Consider the following 19,069-nt stretch of genomic DNA (forward strand, 5'->3'; position numbering starts at 1 on the left):
GAAATACCGCAGCATTGTCCGGGCTGAATGACAGCCTGTGGCTCACAAGGCCGGTGGCCGGAGCCCGGACACATTAAATCTCACATCAGAGGAAACGGAAACATCATGTTGGATGCCAATCTCAAAAGCCAATTGAAAACCTATTTGGAAAAGGTCACTCAACCGATCGAGATCGTCGCGTCGCTGGATGATGGCGCCAAGTCTCGTGAGTTGAAGGAATTGCTGGAAGAAATCGTGACCCTGTCGGATCGCATTACGCTGACTGAGCGCAGCGATGCCGCGACACGCAAGCCTTCCTTTGCATTGACCCGCCCCGGAACCGATATCAGCGTACAGTTCGCCGGTATTCCGATGGGCCATGAATTTACATCGCTGGTACTTGCCTTGCTGCAGGTCGGCGGTCATCCGGTCAAGCTGGATGACAAGGTCATCGAACAGATTCGCAATCTGGACGGCGACTATACATTTGAAACTTATATTTCGCTGACTTGCCAGAACTGTCCCGAAGTGGTCCAGGCGCTGAATGTAATGTCGATCATCAACCCACGCATTCGCCCGGTCACCATCGATGGCGCCCTGTTCCAGGATGAAGTGGAAAAGCGCCAGATCATGGCGGTGCCAACCGTATATCTGAACGGTGAAGTGTTCGGTCAGGGACGCACCGGCGTCGAAGAAATTCTGGCGCGCCTCGATACCGGCGCCGCCGCGCGCAAGGGCGAAGAGCTGAGCGCCAGGGAACCGTATGACGTATTGATCGTCGGCGGCGGTCCTGCCGGTGCGGCAGCAGCGATTTATGCTGCACGCAAAGGTATTCGCACCGGTGTCGTGGCCGAGCGTTTCGGCGGTCAGGTACTGGATACGCTGGCGATTGAAAATTTTGTCTCGGTGCAGGCGACCGAAGGTCCGCAATTTGCGACCGCACTGGAGCAACACGTCAGAAGCTATGACGTTGACATCATGAACGTGCAGCGCGCCGAAGCATTGGTGCCGGGCGAAAACATGATCGAAGTCAAACTGGCCAACGGCGGCGTGCTCAAGGGCAAGACCGTGATCCTGTCGACCGGTGCCCGCTGGCGCGAAATCAACGTGCCGGGTGAGCGCGAATACCGTAATCAGGGTGTCGCTTACTGCCCGCACTGCGATGGCCCATTGTTCAAGGGCAAGCGCGTGGCGGTAATTGGCGGCGGCAACTCCGGTGTCGAAGCCGCCATCGATCTGGCTGGCGTAGTGAGTCATGTGACCCTGATCGAATTCGGTGCTGAATTGCGTGCCGATGCGGTGTTGCAACGCAAGCTGCGCAGCCTGCCGAACGTGACGGTGATTACCTCGGCCCAAACCACCGAGATTACCGGCGACGGCAAGAAGGTCAACGGCATCACCTACAAGGAACGCGAATCGGGCGAGATCAAACATATCGAACTCGAAGGCGTGTTTGTGCAAATCGGTCTGGTGCCGAATACCGAATGGCTCAAGGGCACCGTGGCATTGAGCAAGCATGGCGAAATCGAAGTGGATGCACGTGGTCAGACTTCGATTCCCGGTGTGTTTGCTGCCGGTGACGTCACCACCGTGCCGTACAAGCAGATCGTGATCGCGGTGGGTGAAGGCGCGAAGGCAGCACTGAGCGCGTTTGATCACTTGATCCGCTCGTCGGCACCGGACGAAGCGCCGGTAGCGGTGGCCAAGTCGGAAGCAGTGTCGGCTTAAATCGTAAAGTCTCGCCAAGGCGCAAGGCAATAAAAAAAACCACCGTGTAAAAACGGTGGTTTTTTCTTGGGCGCTGCGCATGTTGCTGCTGCCGGTCCTGCCGGCAGCGCAATCATGCCAGCAATTACTTGAACAGCAAGCGCAGCGAATCCCAGGCGCGACCAAAGATGCCGGCAGGTCCAACCGATTCCAGTGCCACCAGCGGCAATTCAACCACGGCCTTGTCGTCGATCATTACCTTCAGTGTACCGACCTTGGTATTTTCAGTGATTGGTGCGATCAGCGGATCGTTGCGTTCCAGACGCGGCTTGATGCGTTCGGCAGTGCCTTTCGGTACGGTCACGTAAATATCGCGGGTGAAGCCGATCTTGATCTTGCCTTGCGAACCCTTCCAGACATCCGGTGTATCGACTACCTGGCCCTTGCTGTAGAGCTTGACGGCGTCAAAGTTCTGGAAGCCCCAGTTCAGCAGCTTCTGGCTTTCTTGTGTACGGACCTGATCCGATGTGGTGCCGACGATGACCGAAATCAGACGGCGTTCGCCGTTGGCAACCGGACGTTTGGCCGAAGTGATCAGCGAGTAACCGGCGCTGTCGGTGTGACCGGTCTTCATGCCGTCGACGGTCGGGTCCAGCCACAGCAAACGATTGCGGTTAGGTTGGGTGATGTTGTTGTAAGTGAATTTCTTGACCGAATAATAGGTTTTGTAGAACTCGGGGAAATCGTTGATCAGGTTACGGCACAACACGGCCAGATCGCGCGCGGTGGTGTAAGTGTCAGGACTTGGCAAGCCATGCGGGTTGCTGAAGTGGGTACCCTTGAGGCCTTGACGTTCGGCTTCGCGGTTCATCGACACCACGAATGCGTCGGTGGTGCCGGAGACGGCTTCGGCCAGTGCGACGGCAGCATCATTGCCGGAGACCGAGATCAGACCGTACAGCAGATTGTTGATCGATACCGGCTTGTTCGGTTCGATGAACATCTTGGAGCTGCTTGGGTCGACTTTCCATGCATTCACGGAAACGCTGACTTCCTGTTCCAGATTGAGGCGTTTGTCGCGCACGGCTGCAAATGCCAGGTAAGCCGTCATCAGCTTGACCAGCGATGCCGGTTCGACACGCATGTCGGCTTCCTGCGAAGCCATGATCTGATTGCTCGACGCATCCAGCAACAGCCAGGACTTGGCGGCAATAGTGGGCGGTGGCAGGGATTGGGCACTTGCTGCCGAGAAAGTAAAGACGGTTGCGGCGATTGCCGCGAGTAGTTTTTTCATCATCAGGTGTAGATTAGGTGGCCCGCCGAAGTGCACACGGGCCTGTAGTTTGGAAAGAGATGAATTGATACATCAGATACATCAATGCGCGATTATAAACGCCACGACAACATGTCACGGCGATTGCTACGTCGGTCTGCAGCGTCAGGCTGGCTAGCCGGCCCGGCGATGCCACATTTCGACCACCAGGTTTTTGATATGTTGCAGCTTGCGGTGAAAAAAGTGATCGGCGCCGGGAATCACGATGACCGGAATGTCTTGCGGCCTTGCCCAGTCAAGCACGGCGCTCAGCGGAATGGTGTCATCCACTTCACCGTGAATCAGGATGGTGTTGGCCGGCACCGGCGGCATGGCCCATTTGCCGGCCGCCGAACCGACCAGTACCAGCCGTTCGGCCGGCGCATTCTGCGCGATCAGGCGCTGTTGCAGTTGCGACTGCACGAAGGTGCCGAACGAGAAACCGGCCAGCGCCACCGGCAATTCCGGATATTGCTTCTGCATGTGGCTCAGCAGCAGTGCCATGTCATCGGTCTCGCCGTTGCCGTGGTCATGCTCGCCGGCCGATTGGCCGACGCCGCGAAAATTCATGCGGACCGTGACGTAACCGAGCGCGAGGAAACTGCGCGCCAGCGTTTGCGTCACTTTATTGTCCATGGTGCCGCCATAGAGCGGGTGCGGATGGGCTACCAGCGCCAGCCCGCGCGGTGCGGCAAACTGTTCGCTGTCAGGCAGATCGAGGGCGCATTCCAGCGCACCGGCAGCACCGGCGATCGAAAAGGATTGGGTATGGGCGTTCATTGCAGATGGTTCAGGATTCAGATCTTGAGACGGTCGACGATCTTGCCGCCGACGATATGGGTATCGATGATGTCATCAATGTCTTGATTGTCGACATAGGTGTACCAGGTGCCCTGCGGATAAATCACTACCACCGGACCTTCTTCGCAGCGTTCCAGACATCCGGCCTTGTTGATGCGGACTTTGCCTTCCCCGGCCAGACCCAGTTGCTTGATGCGTTTTTTGGCATGTTCTTGCGCTGCTTGTGCACCTTTGTCGGCGCAGCAGGTGCGTTCACCGGGTTTGCGTTGATTCAGGCAGAAAAAGACGTGATGTTCGTAAAAAGGGGTGTCGGACATGGAAAGTTTCTCGATGTGAGCAAGCTGGAATCATACACCGCGGGCCTTGCGGTGTACCGGATGATATAAAAACCAGAGCGCCAGGAAGGGCCACAGCACGGACAGGAATTGCGCCGCGCCGTTGAAATTCAGAAATTTTCCCTGGACCCAGGTTTGCAAAGTGGAAATAAAGTAAGGATTGGGCGGCACGGCATTGGTCAGCACCAGATTGAAGATCAGCGCCAGCGCCGCTATCCGGCGTTGCGCCAGCGGCGGTGCGAAGGCCAGGCCGGCCAGCATCAGGGTGCCGATGAAGATGCCGCCGACGGCGCCCGGGGTGATCCAGGCAAAGGCGTTTTCCGGTGCAAAAAACAAGGCGCAGGCCAGCGATTTGACGGCAATGATGCTGATCAGATAGAGCGCCGCCAGTGCATTTTTCGGCGCTTGCGGACGCAGCAGCAACAGCATCATCAAGGTAGCGCCGGTCAGGCCGCAAGCGGTGATGATGATTTCAGCCAGCCAGTATTGTTCGGCGCTCAGTTGGGCGCTGTTGATCCACCAGGTGGCGAGATCGATCGGCGTGTCGAGCAGATCGGACAGCAGCCCGGACAGGAACGGAATCACATGACCGAGTCCGAACAGATGGTTTTGCGGATAGATCAGCGCCAGCGGCCACAAGGCCACTACCACCAGGCCACGGCTGGCTTCGCGTGAAAACCAGCGCTGGCGTAATGCCAGCAGGCGGCTGTTTTGCAAAAAATAGCGGCTGGTAAGGGCACCGAGCAGGGCACCGATGGCGGTGCCGAGGATGTTGGTGGCGAGATCCAGATTGGACGGCACGCGGGTCGGCAGATAGGTTTGCACCGCTTCCATGCAGGCCGACAGCAGTGCGCCTGCCAGAATGCCGGGCAGGATCGCCCAGCGTGCCTTCAGCAACGGATGCAGCGAGAACACCAGCAACATGCCCAGCGGTATGTAGCCGACGATGTTGGTCCACAGATCGAACAGGGTCCAGTAATAGGGCAAGCGCGCCGAGAGATAGTCGAATGGTTGCAGTCCCATGTCGCGCCAGCCGGAAAACGGATACCAGCTGGCGTACACGATCAGCAGCGTGTAGACCAGCAGGCTGACCCGGGCAAATGAAGAAGCGGCGGGTTTGGGCGGCAGAGGCGGGATGGCGGTCGGGGCCGGATCTTGAGACGGGGCTTCCATGCGTGCGAGGGTAACCCATTTCGTCGTCGCTTGCATGGACGACAACCGTTACAATGCGCGTTATGGAATCCCTGAACCCACTCCCGTCAGCGTCGCGCATCGCCGCGCTGATCGCCGATTCGAGCAATCAGAACGCCAAGGCGGTCGCCATCAGTGTGGTGGCCGCGACCGGCTCCACCAATGCCGATCTGATGCAGGCGGTGGCGACCTTGAGCCGCCCGCAATTGTTGGTGGCGCAGGCGCAGACCGCAGGCCGTGGCCGCGCCGGCCGGCGCTGGCATACCACGCCGGCATCGGCGCTGACTTTTTCGCTGGCCTGGAAATTCGAGCGTCCGCTGCACGGCCTGGTCGGCCTGCCGCTGGCAGTCGGCATCGCACTGGCGGAAGCGTTGCAAGTCTTTGGCGTGACGGTCAATCTGAAATGGCCCAACGATGTCTTGCGCGATGGTGCCAAACTGGCCGGGATTCTGATCGAGACGGCCAGCGTCAAAAGCGCCGGCGCCCAGGCCACCTGGGCGGTGATCGGGATCGGCCTGAATCTGGACATGCCGGCCGGCCTGGAAGCCGAGATCGGACGTTCGGCGGCCGCGATCCCCGAGTTGCAGGACCAGAGCCGGGAGCGGATCCTGGCCATCATCCTGAGTGCCTTGAGCGACATGCTGGCCTTGTTCGATCAGCAAGGCTTCGCGCCGTTTGCAGCACGCTGGAACAATTTGCATGCCTACAGTGGCGAGCAGGTGCGGATTCTCGACGGCGACCGTATCCAGCATGAAGGTATCGCGGTCGGCGTCGATGACATCGGTCGCTTTCTGATGACCACGGCACAAGGCCGGGTGGCAGTCGTGGCCGGTGATGTGTCATTACGCTTGCGGGAGCCGGTCTGATGCTGCTCCTGATCGACGCCGGCAATACCCGTATCAAATGGGCGCTGCCGCATGCGGCGGCGAATACGGATGCCGCAGTGACGGGGGCCTCGCACTGGCAACACAGCGGGTCGGTGGAGCGCGCTGATATTGCCACGCTGGCCGACGCCTGGCGCGGCCTGGGCATTTCCCGGGCATTGATTTCCAATGTCGCCGGCCAGGTACTGGCGGAGGCATTGCAGGAAATACTGCGCAGCGCATGCAGCGAGATCGGGATTGTCTGGTTTGCCTCGCAAGCGTCGTTGGCGGGGATTCGCAACGGCTACCGTAATCCGGCGCAACTGGGCTGTGATCGGTTTGCCTCTGCCATCGGCGCCCATGCCTTGTTTCCGGCGCGGGCGCTGATCGTTGCGACCTGCGGTACCGCGACCACGGTCGATGCAGTCAGCGCCGATGGTCATTTCAGCGGCGGCATGATCTTGCCGGGGCTGGGGGTGATGGCGACGTCGCTGGCATTGAATACCGCGCAATTGCCGCAGATCAAAACCATTGCGCCGATCACGACGCCGTTTGCCGATAACACGGTCGATGCCATCATTGCCGGCTGCATTGCGGCTCAGACCGGGGCCATCGAGCGTGCGGCTGCTGCGCAACGCCAGTTGAGCGGTGATGTCTTGTGTATATTGGCCGGTGGTGCCGGGGCGATACTGGCACCGTATCTGGCGGTGCCGCACGAAACGGTCGATAATCTGGTGCTGATCGGATTGCATGTCGCCAGTGCGGAAGGCGCGGTGCCATGACCATCGATATACCGCTGCCGGTGCCGGCTGCCAATTCATGATGCTGAAAATATTCTTTTGCCTGCTGTTGATTGCCAATGGCGCATTGTTCGCGATGCAGCGGGGTTATCTCGGCGCGCCGGCGCCGGAACGCCATGAGCCGCAACGCCTGGCACAGCAGGTGCAGCCGCAGGCGCTGACTATTTTGCCGCCCAACAGCGCCAAGCTGGTGACGCCGGTGCGGGCGACGGCCGACGCGCCGGCGGAAAATGCCGTCGATACCGCTGCTGCCAAGACTGAACCGGCGCCTGTGCTGCCTCCGGTTTCCGCGCCGCCGGCCGCGCCGATCGTGACGGCCTGCGTCGAGGTCGGCAATTTCAGTGCCGCCGAGGCCAAACGGTTTGAGGCGCAACTGACCGGTCTGTCGCTCAAGGTCAAGCCGGTGCAGCGCAGTATTCAGGAAGCCGCCAGTCACATGGTGTATATCCCGTCGCAAGACGGCAAGGATGGTGCCGACCGCAAGGCCGCCGAATTGCGCCGGCTCGGGATTCAAGACTTTTACGTGATTCCGGAATCGTCAGCCAATCCGGCCTTGCGCTGGGGCATTTCGCTCGGCATCTTCAAGACCGAAGAAGCGGCCAAGGCTTACATCGGCCAACTGATACCAAAAGGCGTGCGCAGCGCGCGTATCGTGGCGCGTAATGTCAGTTCGACCAAACTGATTTTCCAGTTGCGTGACATGGATGCCGCCGCGCAATCTGCGCTCGACAAGATCAAGCTGAAGTTTCCCAATCAAGAGTTGCGGGCATGTGCCGGCTAAGCTGCGCCCGATATGACTGAAATCGGCATTATTGCCGTCAAAACGCAACAATCCGTTGACGCTTTCCATGTAAAATCGCGGACATTCCGAATACCTCCTTGTGCAGGATTTATCCATGACCGACCTGACTGAAGTCGCCCCCAAGATCAAAGCCGAGATTCTGGCCGAGGCACTGCCATACATCCGCAAATTTCACGGCAAGACCATCGTCGTCAAATACGGTGGGAATGCCATGACCGAAGACCGTCTCAAGCACGGTTTTGCGCGCGACGTGATTTTGCTCAAGCTGGTCGGCATGAATCCGGTAGTGGTGCACGGCGGCGGTCCGCAAATCGACAACGCTCTCAAGAAGATCGGCAAGCAAGGTACCTTCGTGCAAGGCATGCGGATTACCGATGAAGAAACCATGGAAGTGGTGGAGTGGGTGCTCGGCGGCGAAGTGCAGCAAGACATCGTCATGCTGATCAATCATTACGGCGGCCAGGCAGTTGGCCTGACCGGCAAGGACGGCGGCCTGATCCGTGCGCGCAAGATGCGCATGCCGGACAAGGAAAAGCCGGGCGAATTCCTCGATATCGGTTTTGTGGGCGAGATCGAAGCGATCAATCCGGCGGTGGTCAAGGCATTGCAGGATGATGCATTCATCCCGATCATTTCGCCGATCGGTTTTGGTGATGATGGCCAGGCTTACAACATCAATGCCGACGTCGTGGCCGGCAAGATTGCCGAAATCCTGCATGCCGAGAAATTGATCATGATGACCAACATCGCCGGCGTGCAAGACAAGAAGGGTAATTTGCTGACCGATCTGTCGGCCCGCGAAATTGATGAGATGTTTGAAGATGGCACCATCTCCGGCGGCATGCTGCCAAAGATTTCGTCGGCGCTGGATGCTGCCAAATCCGGCGTCAATACCGTGCATATCATCGACGGTCGCATTGAACACTCGCTGTTGCTGGAAGTGCTGACCGAGCAAGCGTTCGGCACCATGATCCGCTCGCACTGATCCGCTGTTGCGGGATGACGGCCTCACGGGGCTGTCATCCCAGCGTCTGATTCACTCCTGCAACATTCTCACCGTCAATAAATGCGCTGTACCCGATAGCCGCGTTGTTCCAGCAAGGCCGGAACACTGTTCGGCCCGGCCAGGTGCAGAATGCCGATGGCGGCGAACGCCTGATCCTGTTTCTGCAGCAGGCCGGCAATGCCGTCAGCCAGTTTGGGATTGCGCTGATCGAGCAAGACATCGGTCGCGAATTTTCCGGCCACGCTATGGTCGGTGCGCATGTCGCGCAGCAAGCTCTCCAGCTCACCAACATTGGCAGTGCGCCAGACCTCGGCCAGCTCGACGACTTTTTGCGCCGTATCGGGATGCGACAGTTCGCGAATCGTATCTTGCAACAAGCTGATTTGTTGCTTGTCATTCAATTGGCCGAACAGCGCCATTTGCGCCGCAGCGCCTTCCAGTTCGACGATGGGTTTGTCGTGTTGTTGCGCGTAGTTGGCAATGTAACTGTCGATGGCCAACTCCGGCTGGTAGCCTTTGTCGATGAACTCATTGAGCGTCAGCGCCATTGCCAGCATCCACGGCTTGAAGCGCAGCAGATTGTCAGGTGCCAGATTGTATTTTTTCAGCGCCGCCAGCAAGGGCCGCTGTTGCGTCGGACTCAGCGCGGTTTTGAAGGTCTGGCCCGGCGGATACAAACCGTACTTTTGCACGGCGGCCTGCATGACCTGGGTTTGCCCGGGATCAAGCTCAAGGGCGATGACCGGAGCTTGTGCCATGGCCTGCATGGCACGCGCTTCCAGTGGATAAAAATCGGGCGTGCCGACATGGATGGTGCCAAACAGGTACAGCGTGTGGCCGGCATTCTGGATGCTGAACAGCGCGCCGCTCTTGACCGGAGGCGATAGCAGATCGGCGGCGCCGGCTGCTGGCTGATAAACGCAGAGCAGCCAGCCGAATAACACTATAATCGTACGTCGCACTTTTTCTTTGCCTTCTTCCATTCAAGTTGCCAAATACTACACCGCTCTGGTTGTTCGATCTCGACAACACCCTGCACAACGCCTCGCACGCGATCTTTCCGGCGATCAATGTCAACATGAATGTCTTCATGACACGTGTTCTCAGCGATGCCGGCTTGCCGGCCGACGCCGACTCGGTCAACGCACTGCGCCAGCGTTACTGGAAATTGTACGGTGCCACTTTGTTGGGCATGGTGCAACACCATCAGGTACGTCCCGAAGAGTTTTTGCGCGACGCCCATCATTTCGACGATTTGCCGGCCATGATACGCGCCGAGCGCGGGTTGTTGCATTTGCTGGAACGCTTGCCGGGCAAGAAAATCCTGCTGACCAATGCGCCGCTCAATTATGCGCGCGCAGTGTTGCGGCATATCGGTTTGCACCGTCATTTTGCCAAGCATATTTCGATTGAGTCGATGCGGGTGCATCGGCAATTGCGCCCCAAGCCATCGCGGCAATTACTGCGCAAGCTGGTAGCGCGGGAACGGACTTCGGCGCGGCGTTGTGTGTTGGTGGAAGATACGGCGGTCAATCTGAAGTCAGCCAGACAGCTCGGCATGCGTACCGTATTGGTGACGCAATATCTGCCGGGAAATCCGCATGTGCCGGCGCAGAGCGTGCGGCGGCTGATGAGCAGCCATCCTTCTTATGTCGACGTCAAGCTGCGTTCGGTACGGCAGTTGACCAAGCATTTGCATCGTTTGCAGGCACGCAAATAACGGACACCTGCATTGCTGCGGATGGTGTGTTAATCGGCGCAGTCGGCGCACCAGCCTTTGATCGTCAGTTCCACTTCGTGGCTCTGAAAACCTTTTCCCAACGTCTTTTGCAGCGCGGTCTGCAACTGTGTCGCTGCCGATTGCGGTTTGGAGGCGAGGGCCGGTAATACGCTCTCCAGAAACCCGGCTTCGCCGCTGCCATCCAGACAAAATACGCGCGCACAGCGAGTACATTTGAAATGTCCGTGTTGATGTTGAGCATGCGCATGGGTGCCGTGTTCACTGTGTTCGGTGCCGGCGCTGTAGCGGAAGATGCGATCATCGCTGGCAATCTTGTGCGCCAGTCCGGCTTCGGTCAGGCAATCGAGCGCACGGTACAAGGTGACCCGGTCCATATCGACGAAGGTATCCTGAATATCCTGATGCGACACCGCGCTGCGCGCCGCAATCAACGTTGCCAGCACATTGACGCGGGCCTGCGTGACGCGTACTGCGGCGTCGCGCAATTGCACCTCTGCCAACGCATGCACTTCGCGCGGATCGTGCGTGTGGTGGTGGGCTGAGGGGGCTGCGGATTTGGGTTTCATTGTGCTGATGCCGGAAAGCTGATCTACGGTGGAAGAAGTGCCAGACCGATTATGCCCCAATTTGACTGGCTCGGCTGAGCGGGCTACCTGGGCTCGACTTTTTTGGCGCGCGGGTGGGCGGCATCGTAGACCTGTGCCAGCCGCTGGAAATCGAGCGAAGTGTAGACCTGGGTGGCAGTGATCGACGCGTGGCCGAGCATTTCCTGCACCGCGCGCAAATCGCCGGAACCTTGCAGCACGTGCGAGGCGAATGAATGGCGCAACATGTGGGGATGGACATCGGTGGCCAGTCCCAGCGCCTGGCCGTGGGCCTTGAGTCGCAATTGCGCGACGCGTGGCGTCATGCGGGTGCCGCGTTCAGATAAGAACAGGGCATTATGATCGGCGCCGGCAATGCGGGCGATCATGCCGGTGCGTGCTGTCAGCCATTGCTTGAGTGCCTGCATCGCCGGCGCCCCGACCGGCACGCTGCGCATCTTGTTGCCTTTACCGGTGACCGTGACTTCGGCGCTGTCGAAATCGATCCAGCCCAATGAGCTGTAGTTGGCTTCATGCCGGTAACGTTCATCCAGCCCGACCAGTTCCGAGATGCGCAAGCCGCTGGAGTAAAGCAGCTCAAACATGGCGCGATTGCACAATTGCGCCGGGGCCTCGGCATCTTTCACCGGATTGGGTTGCGATACCAGGCGAACGGCGTCATCGGCGGCCAGCGCCTTTGGTAAGGGTTTGGATTTTTTCGGGGCTTTGACACCATCAACCGGATTGGAGGGCAGGGTGATCTGCTCCGATAACCAATCGAAGAAGCCGCGCCACGCCGACAGTTTGCGCGAAATCGAACGGGCATTGAGACCACGGGCGTGCAACTGGGCAGCAAATTTGCGGACGTTGGTATGGCTGACGGCTTGCAGCGGAACGGCGGTGGCGTTGGCCAGCGCGACCAGTTCGTCGAGATCGCGGCCGTAACTGCTGATGGTATGCGGCGACAGCTTGCGCAACTGCAAGCTGTCCAGGTATTGCTTCAGAACGGTGGCGTTGTCAGTCACGCGCAGTCCGGGGAAAGAAGAAGGTATTTCAGTGTAGCAGGCTGGACAGGGCGGCACTGGCAGTTTCGCCGATGCGGGTCAGAAAGTCGGTGCCCATATCGGCGCTGAAACGGCTCGGATCCGAGGAGCCAAGCACCAGCAAGCCATATGCCTCGGGGGCAGCGCCGAGTCGCAATGGCAAGATTGCCACCGACTTCACTGCAGACGGATCGGGCAACCATGCGACCGCTTCAAAATCGTTATTGGGACCGCAAAACGGGGCGGTCAGTCCATTGGCGAAGATATGGGCATCATCCGAAACGGCTTCGGTGTACCAGCTGCCGGCATGTGCTTCAGGCAAATTCCACAAGCGCAATGTGACTTGCGGGACGTTGAATGTACTGTGCAGGTTATCCACCAGGGCACGTGGCAGGTCGGCCACATTGCGCGTCAGCAGCAAAGAGCGTGTCCATGACTGGAATTTGTTGGTGATCTCATCGTTTTCCTGTGCGATGCGCAGCAGGTCGGCCATGTGCAATTCCTGCACCTTGATCTTTTCGCGCAGAATTTCCATTTGCCGTTCTTGCAGGGAAATGGCGCGGCCAAGCACCGGACTGGTCAGTTTGATCCGCGACAGCAACTCCGCATGCTCTTCAAAAAAGTGCGGATGGTCGAGCAGGTAGTCGGCAATTGAATCAGAGTCCAGATGAGCGGTCATTTGCTTTGATGAGGTTGTTAAAGGCGACCGCTATATGCGGCGGGGTACAAAGTGAAGCGGGAAAGCAGCACCGGGGGAATTATCTACGCTATCGGGTGATATGACAACCTGCGATGCCTGCAGTCGGAGGACTCTCCTTGGCATCATGTTGGCGGACGATATTTTCCGGGCGAGGCCATAGAAAAAAGGGCTTGCATGATTGCTCATGCAAGCCCTTCAATTTCCAATCAAGTTACTGATTTCTCAACGAATGAACGTTGCGCAATCAGCTACTTAAATTAGAACTTGTGACGAATACCAACGCTAACAGCTGTTTGGCTAGCATCTGCACCGGAAGGAGCGGAGCCGATCGAGCTGGCACCGATACCTGGGTTGTAAGCGTTGCTAGCACGCAGGTTCGACAGGAAAGCGTAGATATCTGTACGCTTCGACAGCCAGTAGTCTGTACCCAGGTTGATCTGTGTCAGCTTACCCTTGCTGTCAGCACCAACGAAGTTCAGACGCGAGTGTTGCACGCTGGCCAGCAGCTTCAACGATGGGGACAACGCATAGTTGCCGCCCAATTCGAACAAGTCAGCCTTGTCCATGTTGCTGCCACCGATGGTGTAACCAGTGTTCGAACCGGCGTTAGGAGCAACAGTACCCGAAGTTGAACCCAAGAAGTTAGCTGGAGCTGCCGAAGCTGCTGCAAAGCTGCCGTAACCTGTAGCGGCTGCACCTGGTTGCTTCACGCGGGACCAGTTACCGTAGATCTTGGCGGCGCCGATTTGGTAAGCAGCAGCCAGAGTCCAAGTCTTCAGCACTGTGCCGCTAACGTTAGGATTAGCGTATGCGGAGTTCAGTGTTGTCGATGTGATGCTAGTATCAGCAGCACCGGCGTTGTTCAAAGTGCTAGCGCCGTTAGCTTTAGCTTGGTAGTAAGCTGCAGCCAATGCCAAAGGACCGTTTTCGTACTTACCGCCCAGACCCCATGCTTGACCAGCAGATGCCGAGCCAGCTGTTTCGCCGAAGCCATAGATCAGGCTACCGGTGAAGCCACCCAGATTGTTGGTGTTGTAACGGATCGAGTTGTTAGTACGTGTACCTTGCAGACGCGACAGACCGGAACCAACGTTAGAAATAACGCCGCCGAAATCGCCAACGCCAGTCATCGAACCACCGATGTCGTCCAGGATATCAGTTTGACGACCGGCCAGAACGGCACCGAAGCCGCCTTGCAGACCAACAACCGACTTGCGACGGAACAGGCTCGATGGTGTCGATGCATCAGCACCTTGCATTGCGCCTGTGTCGTTTTGGAAACCAGCTTCCAGGTTGAACACTGCGCTCAAACCGCCGCCCAGATCTTCAACGCCCTTGAAACCGATACGGGAGCCTTGCAGAATGCCAGAATTCAGGCCGAAACGGCTGCCAGTTGCTGTCGCTTGAGGAGTGCCTGCGACGCTGCCAACTTTGCTTGTGTAGGTGATACCGGTATCAACGATACCGTAGATAGTAACGGAGCTTTGTGCTTGTGCAGCACCTGCAAACGCGCCGAGAACGGCCAGTGCAAGCAGAGATTTTTTCATTTGACATCCTTCTATAAAAATAGTCTTGAGGATCCGTACATCTAGTCGGATGGTGAGACATTAAGGGTTCTCACTGGGCGACGCCTCAGATTGGTCGTTTGCGCCGTGAAAATTTGGTTGAAATCAGCAAACTCCCGAAGGAGTGTTGTTTTTTTCTGACGCTTGGGGCGAAAACTTCTTCCGGATCGGATGCGCAGGCTTGTCGGATTTGTAAATCATCGGGTGCAGCCGGTGGGATGTTGTTAACCCTTGTTTCGGCCGGGATCGTTGTTTAAATGTTGCGCTTCACCGGCAATATTGTTTCTTTAAAAAACAAATCCTGCTTATGGAGGATAATTTTGGTTTTGATGCTGAATTGGATGGGCTGATGGCGAATCGCGAGGATCTGGCAATTATTCGTGCGGCACGGGCAGGCAAGGCGGAGGCGCAACTGGCATTGGGACGGCGCTATCTGTTTGGCGGTAATGGTCTGCCACAGAGTTACGCCACTGCCCTGCACTGGCTGGAGCGAGCTGCACGACAGGATATGGCGGATGCCTGGTTGTTGATCGGCGAACATATCAGTTATGAAGTCGTGGCACAGCAGTCGAAACCACTGGATTTTGCGGTCTGGTATGAACGGGCTTTCGATGCCGGCCTGATTCAGGCGGGTCTGGTGTTTGCGCGTTTGGTACTACTGAACGGGGCTCAGGCAGCAGCCATGCAGATGCATGGCAAGGCGATCAAGGCATTGGAAGCGGCAGCGCATGCCGGCATGGCGGATGCGCAGTGGTTGCTGGCGCAGCACGGCGCGGGTGGCGCAGTCGCCTCGCAGGCGGATCCGGAGGCGGATCCGGAGGTATCGGCCCCGGCCGGCGCCTCTTGGGCGCAAAGGGCGGCAGATGCGGGCGTTGAGCAAGCCCAGCAAGTGCTGGCGGATGAGGCATGGCAGCGCGGCGACTGGGAGGGTTTCTTGCAGCGTGCGTTGCCGCTGGCGCGCAGCCTGCTGGTACAGCACCGTGAGGAGTTGCCGCAATTGAACGCGCCTTCGGCAGTATTGGCGCAGCAACTGGGCGCTGACAATATCAATGTGTTGTCCCGGCTGGCAACGGTATTGCTGCGTGGCAAGCGAGTGGATATCGATGAGGTGCAGGAAATTCTCGAGCTTGCCTCTTATGCAGATGACAAGGCGGCGCAACTGTCGCTCGGATTGTTGTATGCACGCATGGACGAGGATGGCGAACGCACCTTTCCCGGATTGGGATCAGCCAACTATAAGAAAGCGATACGCTGGCTGACCCTCGCCGGTGAGCGCGGCCAGGCGGCGGCCTGGTATGCGTTGTCGCGCATTTATCTGAAGCCCGAGTTTTCCCAGCGCAATCTGGCAGACGCTCAGCATTATCTGGAGCGCGCAGCCGAAATGGGACATGCCAAGGCGCAACTGGAATGTGGTGTCAGTGCCTGGCGCAACCGGCGTGACGATCCTGCCAATGATGTGCGTGCGGTGTATTGGTTGCAAAAGGCCAGTGCCCAAGGCAACGCCAATGCCGGCGACTTGCTGGCCAAAATTGCTGATCGCTCGGCCCCGGCTCCGTGGGCGCTGCAAGCGCGGGAGCAATTGACGCGTGAACTGATGAATGCCTACCCATTTCTGGCGGCACGTATCGAACTGGCAATCTTGTTCGGACTGACACGTCCGGAGGCCTTGCTGATCGATTTGCATCAAGCCGACTGCGGACATTGTCTGGTAGTGGATATCCGCGCTTATTACACCCGCAGCAAACGTCGCCTCATATTAATAGAGACCGGTGAAGAGCGACAGGCGCTGAATCGTATCGGGCGCTTGTTCGAAGATGTCGATTGCAGCCTGAGTGGACCGGAAGGGAATTACCGGCAACGCCTCTATCGTTTGAAGACGGCATTGCCGGCAATGGCGGAAGCGGCTGACGAGGTCGCCGATCCCGTGCCGGAGTGAGATCAGAGCTCGATCTCGCCTTCGAATACGGAGACCGCCGGTCCGGTCATCTTGACTGACTGGCCGGCGCCATCCCAGTTGATTACCAGTTCGCCACCGTGTGTTTGCACCGCCACCGGTGCATCCAGCAAGCCACGCAGAATGCCTGCTACTACTGCAGCGCAAGCACCGGTGCCACAGGCCAGGGTTTCGCCGGCACCGCGTTCGAATACCCGTAATTTGATGTAGTGACGATCAACGATTTGCATGAAACCGGCGTTGACCCGGTTGGGGAAGCGCGGGTGATGTTCAATCACCGGGCCATCGGTCAATACCGGGGCCGCTTCCGTATCGTCAACGATTTGCACGGCATGCGGGTTGCCCATGGAGACCACTGAAATCCAGGTAGTCTGGCCATTGACATCGAGTGGCCACAAAATATCGTTGCCTTCGTTTTTGCCGCTCAGTCCATTCGCATTGAAGGGTACCTGGGCCGGAGTCAATATCGGTGCGCCCATATCGACCGTGACACGGCCATCGCTTTCCAGCGTCGGTTCAATAATCCCGGACATGGTTTCAACCCGAATGGCTCGTTTGGCGGTCAAGCCTTTGTCGCTGACGAAGCGTGCAAAGGCGCGGGCGCCGTTGCCACATTGTTCAACTTCGCCGCCATCGGCGTTGTATATCCGATAACGGAAGTCGACATCGGCCGATTGCGGTTTTTCTACCACCAGCATCTGATCGGCACCAATGCCGAAGCGCCGGTCCGCGATGAACTTCCACTGCGCCGGGCTGAGGTCGATTTGCTGGTTGATGGCGTCGATGACAACAAAGTCATTGCCGGCGCCATGCATCTTGGTGAATTTGATTTTCATACTGGATTATAGAGCGCTCTTCTATATCAGGTGGGCGCTGTATTTATTTGTCGTAGACGTCGGGCAACCCTGGTGGGCGGGTCTTGAAGCGTTTGTGCGCCCAAAAGTATTCGGCCGGGGTTTCCCGCACGCGGTCTTCAATGAATGCATTCATGCGACGTGTTGCCGCCAGAATATCGTCGCCCGGATAGTTTTCCCACGCCGGATAAAAAGTGGTCTTCCAGCCCTTGTAACCGGGCAGGTAGGTGGTGATGACCGGAATCACATTGGCATTGGTGGCAGCGGCAATCCGTGCCGGCGCGCTCAATGTTGCCGCCGGGACACCGAAAAACGGTACGAACTCGCCATCGCGGATACCGAAATCCATGTCGGGCAGCATGATGAATGGCAAGCCTTCGCGCATGGCGCGGATGATCGGTTTGACTCCTTTTTCCCGCGCCAGCAGCGTGACGGGACGAAAGCGCGAGCGTCCCTTGAGCAGAGCGTCGTCCACGATTTTGTTTTGCTGGCGGGAGTAAATGGTGCAGACCGAAAATTGCGAATTCAGCACCAGCGCGATACCCGGTATTTCAAGGCAGACAAAATGCGGACACAGCAAGATGGTCGGCCCGGATGACAAAGTCTCGAATGGCACCCCCGGCTCAACCTTGATCAGACGCTTCAGACGTGCTTCCGAAGCCCACCATAAAATGCCGCGTTCCAGTGCGCTGCGGGCGTAGGCCTGAAAATGTTGTCTGGCGATGACGGTGCGCTCGGCCTCGCTTTTTTCCGGAAAGCACAGGCGCAGATTGGTCAGCGTGATATGCCGGCGTGGCTTCATGATGATGAACAGCAACGAGCCAAGTGCCTCGCCGAGACGTCCCAGTATCGGCAGCGGCAACCAGTGCAGCAGCCACATCAATGCAATCAATGCCCTCATGCGCCGGACTCCGGCGCTGCTGCCACACCGGGCGGGGTTTTGTAACGGTTATAGCTCCATATATATTGTGCCGGGCAGCGCGCAATCAGTTTTTCCATGGCCAGATTGATGGCGCGGGCTTGCCGTTCCGGGGTGTCGCCCAGGATTTCTTCGAAGGCGACGAAGCGAATCACGAAACCGCGGCCAAAGGAAAGACGTTCGGCATACGACAAGATGATCGGCGCACCGCTCATCTGTTGCAGTTTGGCTGACAGCGTCATGGTGTAAGCGGCTTTGCCAAAAAAGTCCGCCCATACCCCTTCACCGTGTTGCGGCACCTGATCCGGCAACAAACCGATGGCCTGTCCCTTTTTGAGGGCCTTGAGCAAACTGCGCACGCCGGACAGATTGGCCGGCGCCAGATGCAGATTGGCGCGCGCACGGGCGCCTTCGATCAACGGCTTCAGCGCGGCCTTGCGGGGCGGCCGATACAGCGCAGTCAGCGAGGTCTGGGTCGCAATCGATTGGGCAATGATTTCAAAACAACCCAGATGCGGCGTCAGAAAAATGACGCCGGTCTTGGCGTCGAGCGCGGCCTGCGCCACGCCCCAGTTTTCGATGCGGGCGGTACGCAATACACGGTCCGGGGATGCACACCAGACAAACGGCAGTTCAAAGATGCCTTTGCCGGATTCGGTTATTGCTTTGGATAAATGTTGACGATAGCCGGCGCGCGTAATGTTTTGCTTCAGGCGCCTGCGATAAGAGGGGGACGCCAGATAAACCACCCAGCCGGTGACGCCACCGATCAGATGCAATACTGGCAACGGCAAGAATGAGAGCAGGCGGAATAAAGAAAAAAGCATAGTTGCCGTTAACAGGGAACTTCGTGGGAAATTGCCGATTTTTTTCAAGAGGCGTAAAATAGCACAAAGCCGTCGAGTTAATGACA

Annotated in this window: 19 protein-coding genes; 7 read left to right on the forward strand and 12 right to left on the reverse strand. The window is 57.9% G+C overall.

Going from position 1 to position 19,069, the window contains the following annotated elements:
• The first annotated feature begins 105 nt into the window (after nucleotides 1-105).
• A complete protein-coding gene (gene ahpF / locus AKL27_RS19505) occupies nucleotides 106-1,707 on the forward strand; it encodes an alkyl hydroperoxide reductase subunit F (RefSeq protein ID WP_050464535.1) in 1,602 nt (533 codons plus the stop codon).
• Between the two features lie 124 nt (nucleotides 1,708-1,831).
• On the opposite strand, the gene AKL27_RS19510 is transcribed toward ahpF, so the two are convergent.
• From AKL27_RS19510 to AKL27_RS19525, 4 genes are all read right to left on the reverse strand, one after another.
• Complete coding sequence (locus AKL27_RS19510) at nucleotides 1,832-2,980, reverse strand: D-alanyl-D-alanine carboxypeptidase family protein (protein ID WP_050464536.1); 1,149 nt, start codon at nucleotides 2,978-2,980, stop codon at nucleotides 1,832-1,834.
• 153 nt (nucleotides 2,981-3,133) lie between these two features.
• The gene (locus AKL27_RS19515) at nucleotides 3,134-3,778 is read right to left on the reverse strand and encodes an alpha/beta hydrolase (protein WP_050464537.1); all 645 of its coding nucleotides are present in this window, start codon (nucleotides 3,776-3,778) and stop codon (nucleotides 3,134-3,136) included.
• 17 nt (nucleotides 3,779-3,795) lie between these two features.
• Nucleotides 3,796-4,116: a (2Fe-2S) ferredoxin domain-containing protein gene (locus AKL27_RS19520; RefSeq protein WP_050464538.1), complete on the reverse strand. Its 321-nt coding sequence runs from the start codon at nucleotides 4,114-4,116 to the stop codon at nucleotides 3,796-3,798.
• Nucleotides 4,117-4,146: 30 nt separating this feature from the next.
• Nucleotides 4,147-5,307, reverse strand: coding sequence for a VanZ family protein (locus AKL27_RS19525; RefSeq protein ID WP_050464539.1), 1,161 nt, complete (start codon nucleotides 5,305-5,307; stop codon nucleotides 4,147-4,149).
• Nucleotides 5,308-5,369: 62 nt separating this feature from the next.
• Between AKL27_RS19525 and AKL27_RS19530 the strand changes: the two genes are divergently transcribed.
• The 4 genes from AKL27_RS19530 (at nucleotide 5,370) to argB (ending at nucleotide 8,775) form a co-directional block, all read left to right on the forward strand.
• A complete protein-coding gene (locus AKL27_RS19530) occupies nucleotides 5,370-6,191 on the forward strand; it encodes a biotin--[acetyl-CoA-carboxylase] ligase (protein ID WP_232311038.1) in 822 nt (273 codons plus the stop codon).
• Nucleotides 6,191-6,970 carry a type III pantothenate kinase gene (locus tag AKL27_RS19535; RefSeq protein ID WP_050464541.1) on the forward strand — a complete coding sequence of 260 codons (780 nt, stop codon included), beginning with the start codon at nucleotides 6,191-6,193 and terminating at the stop codon, nucleotides 6,968-6,970. The genes AKL27_RS19530 and AKL27_RS19535 overlap by 1 nt, the downstream gene beginning before the upstream one ends.
• Nucleotides 6,971-7,007: 37 nt before the next feature.
• Complete coding sequence (locus AKL27_RS19540) at nucleotides 7,008-7,769, forward strand: hypothetical protein (protein WP_050464542.1); 762 nt, start codon at nucleotides 7,008-7,010, stop codon at nucleotides 7,767-7,769.
• Between the two features lie 115 nt (nucleotides 7,770-7,884).
• Nucleotides 7,885-8,775, forward strand: coding sequence for an acetylglutamate kinase (argB, locus tag AKL27_RS19545; RefSeq protein WP_050464543.1), 891 nt, complete (start codon nucleotides 7,885-7,887; stop codon nucleotides 8,773-8,775).
• Nucleotides 8,776-8,849: 74 nt separating this feature from the next.
• Here the strand turns inward: argB and AKL27_RS19550 are convergent, their stop codons facing one another.
• The gene (locus tag AKL27_RS19550; protein ID WP_232311039.1) at nucleotides 8,850-9,758 is read right to left on the reverse strand and encodes a TraB/GumN family protein; all 909 of its coding nucleotides are present in this window, start codon (nucleotides 9,756-9,758) and stop codon (nucleotides 8,850-8,852) included.
• A 26-nt stretch (nucleotides 9,759-9,784) separates the two neighbouring features.
• Here AKL27_RS19550 and AKL27_RS19555 point away from each other — a divergent pair, with 26 nt between their 5' ends.
• Nucleotides 9,785-10,516: a pyrimidine 5'-nucleotidase gene (locus AKL27_RS19555; RefSeq protein WP_050464545.1), complete on the forward strand. Its 732-nt coding sequence runs from the start codon at nucleotides 9,785-9,787 to the stop codon at nucleotides 10,514-10,516.
• Between the two features lie 29 nt (nucleotides 10,517-10,545).
• Here the strand turns inward: AKL27_RS19555 and AKL27_RS19560 are convergent, their stop codons facing one another.
• From AKL27_RS19560 to AKL27_RS19575, 4 genes are all read right to left on the reverse strand, one after another.
• Nucleotides 10,546-11,103 carry a Fur family transcriptional regulator gene (locus AKL27_RS19560; RefSeq protein WP_050464546.1) on the reverse strand — a complete coding sequence of 186 codons (558 nt, stop codon included), beginning with the start codon at nucleotides 11,101-11,103 and terminating at the stop codon, nucleotides 10,546-10,548.
• Nucleotides 11,104-11,186: 83 nt separating this feature from the next.
• Nucleotides 11,187-12,152 carry a tyrosine recombinase XerC gene (locus AKL27_RS19565; RefSeq protein ID WP_083439170.1) on the reverse strand — a complete coding sequence of 322 codons (966 nt, stop codon included), beginning with the start codon at nucleotides 12,150-12,152 and terminating at the stop codon, nucleotides 11,187-11,189.
• Between the two features lie 22 nt (nucleotides 12,153-12,174).
• Nucleotides 12,175-12,843: a DUF484 family protein gene (locus AKL27_RS19570; RefSeq protein WP_050464548.1), complete on the reverse strand. Its 669-nt coding sequence runs from the start codon at nucleotides 12,841-12,843 to the stop codon at nucleotides 12,175-12,177.
• Nucleotides 12,844-13,121: 278 nt separating this feature from the next.
• Nucleotides 13,122-14,411 carry a porin gene (locus tag AKL27_RS19575; RefSeq protein WP_050464549.1) on the reverse strand — a complete coding sequence of 430 codons (1,290 nt, stop codon included), beginning with the start codon at nucleotides 14,409-14,411 and terminating at the stop codon, nucleotides 13,122-13,124.
• 367 nt (nucleotides 14,412-14,778) lie between these two features.
• On the opposite strand from AKL27_RS19575, the gene AKL27_RS19580 reads away from it, so the two are divergent.
• Nucleotides 14,779-16,365 carry a tetratricopeptide repeat protein gene (locus tag AKL27_RS19580; protein WP_050464577.1) on the forward strand — a complete coding sequence of 529 codons (1,587 nt, stop codon included), beginning with the start codon at nucleotides 14,779-14,781 and terminating at the stop codon, nucleotides 16,363-16,365.
• A gap of 2 nt (nucleotides 16,366-16,367) precedes the next feature.
• On the opposite strand, the gene dapF is transcribed toward AKL27_RS19580, so the two are convergent.
• The 3 genes from dapF to AKL27_RS19595 are packed head-to-tail and all read right to left on the reverse strand — an operon-like array spanning nucleotide 16,368 to nucleotide 18,983.
• Nucleotides 16,368-17,219: a diaminopimelate epimerase gene (gene dapF, locus AKL27_RS19585; RefSeq protein ID WP_050464550.1), complete on the reverse strand. Its 852-nt coding sequence runs from the start codon at nucleotides 17,217-17,219 to the stop codon at nucleotides 16,368-16,370.
• Nucleotides 17,220-17,262: 43 nt separating this feature from the next.
• Complete coding sequence (locus AKL27_RS19590; protein ID WP_050464551.1) at nucleotides 17,263-18,138, reverse strand: LpxL/LpxP family acyltransferase; 876 nt, start codon at nucleotides 18,136-18,138, stop codon at nucleotides 17,263-17,265.
• Nucleotides 18,135-18,983: a lysophospholipid acyltransferase family protein gene (locus AKL27_RS19595; protein ID WP_050464552.1), complete on the reverse strand. Its 849-nt coding sequence runs from the start codon at nucleotides 18,981-18,983 to the stop codon at nucleotides 18,135-18,137. The genes AKL27_RS19590 and AKL27_RS19595 overlap by 4 nt, the downstream gene beginning before the upstream one ends.
• Nucleotides 18,984-19,069: the final 86 nt, after the last annotated feature.

Source organism: Herbaspirillum autotrophicum, from assembly GCF_001189915.1.
In the GTDB taxonomy this organism is placed as follows: domain Bacteria; phylum Pseudomonadota; class Gammaproteobacteria; order Burkholderiales; family Burkholderiaceae_D; genus Herbaspirillum; species Herbaspirillum autotrophicum.

Bases quoted from the DNA above. Each gene is read 5' to 3' on its own strand.
- AKL27_RS19540 (WP_050464542.1), top strand. From the start codon at position 7,008: ATGATGCTGAAAATATTCTTTTGCCTGCTGTTGATTGCCAATGGCGCA.
- AKL27_RS19520 (WP_050464538.1), bottom strand. From the start codon at position 4,116: ATGTCCGACACCCCTTTTTACGAACATCACGTCTTTTTCTGCCTGAAT.
- AKL27_RS19575 (WP_050464549.1), bottom strand. From the start codon at position 14,411: ATGAAAAAATCTCTGCTTGCACTGGCCGTTCTCGGCGCGTTTGCAGGT.
- AKL27_RS19515 (WP_050464537.1), bottom strand. From the start codon at position 3,778: ATGAACGCCCATACCCAATCCTTTTCGATCGCCGGTGCTGCCGGTGCG.
- AKL27_RS19525 (WP_050464539.1), bottom strand. From the start codon at position 5,307: ATGGAAGCCCCGTCTCAAGATCCGGCCCCGACCGCCATCCCGCCTCTG.
- AKL27_RS19580 (WP_050464577.1), top strand. From the start codon at position 14,779: ATGGCGAATCGCGAGGATCTGGCAATTATTCGTGCGGCACGGGCAGGC.
- argB (WP_050464543.1), top strand. From the start codon at position 7,885: ATGACCGACCTGACTGAAGTCGCCCCCAAGATCAAAGCCGAGATTCTG.
- AKL27_RS19560 (WP_050464546.1), bottom strand. From the start codon at position 11,103: ATGAAACCCAAATCCGCAGCCCCCTCAGCCCACCACCACACGCACGAT.
- ahpF (WP_050464535.1), top strand. From the start codon at position 106: ATGTTGGATGCCAATCTCAAAAGCCAATTGAAAACCTATTTGGAAAAG.
- AKL27_RS19595 (WP_050464552.1), bottom strand. From the start codon at position 18,983: ATGCTTTTTTCTTTATTCCGCCTGCTCTCATTCTTGCCGTTGCCAGTA.
- AKL27_RS19530 (WP_232311038.1), top strand. From the start codon at position 5,370: ATGGAATCCCTGAACCCACTCCCGTCAGCGTCGCGCATCGCCGCGCTG.
- AKL27_RS19570 (WP_050464548.1), bottom strand. From the start codon at position 12,843: ATGACCGCTCATCTGGACTCTGATTCAATTGCCGACTACCTGCTCGAC.
- AKL27_RS19510 (WP_050464536.1), bottom strand. From the start codon at position 2,980: ATGAAAAAACTACTCGCGGCAATCGCCGCAACCGTCTTTACTTTCTCG.
- AKL27_RS19535 (WP_050464541.1), top strand. From the start codon at position 6,191: ATGCTGCTCCTGATCGACGCCGGCAATACCCGTATCAAATGGGCGCTG.
- dapF (WP_050464550.1), bottom strand. From the start codon at position 17,219: ATGAAAATCAAATTCACCAAGATGCATGGCGCCGGCAATGACTTTGTT.
- AKL27_RS19590 (WP_050464551.1), bottom strand. From the start codon at position 18,138: ATGAGGGCATTGATTGCATTGATGTGGCTGCTGCACTGGTTGCCGCTG.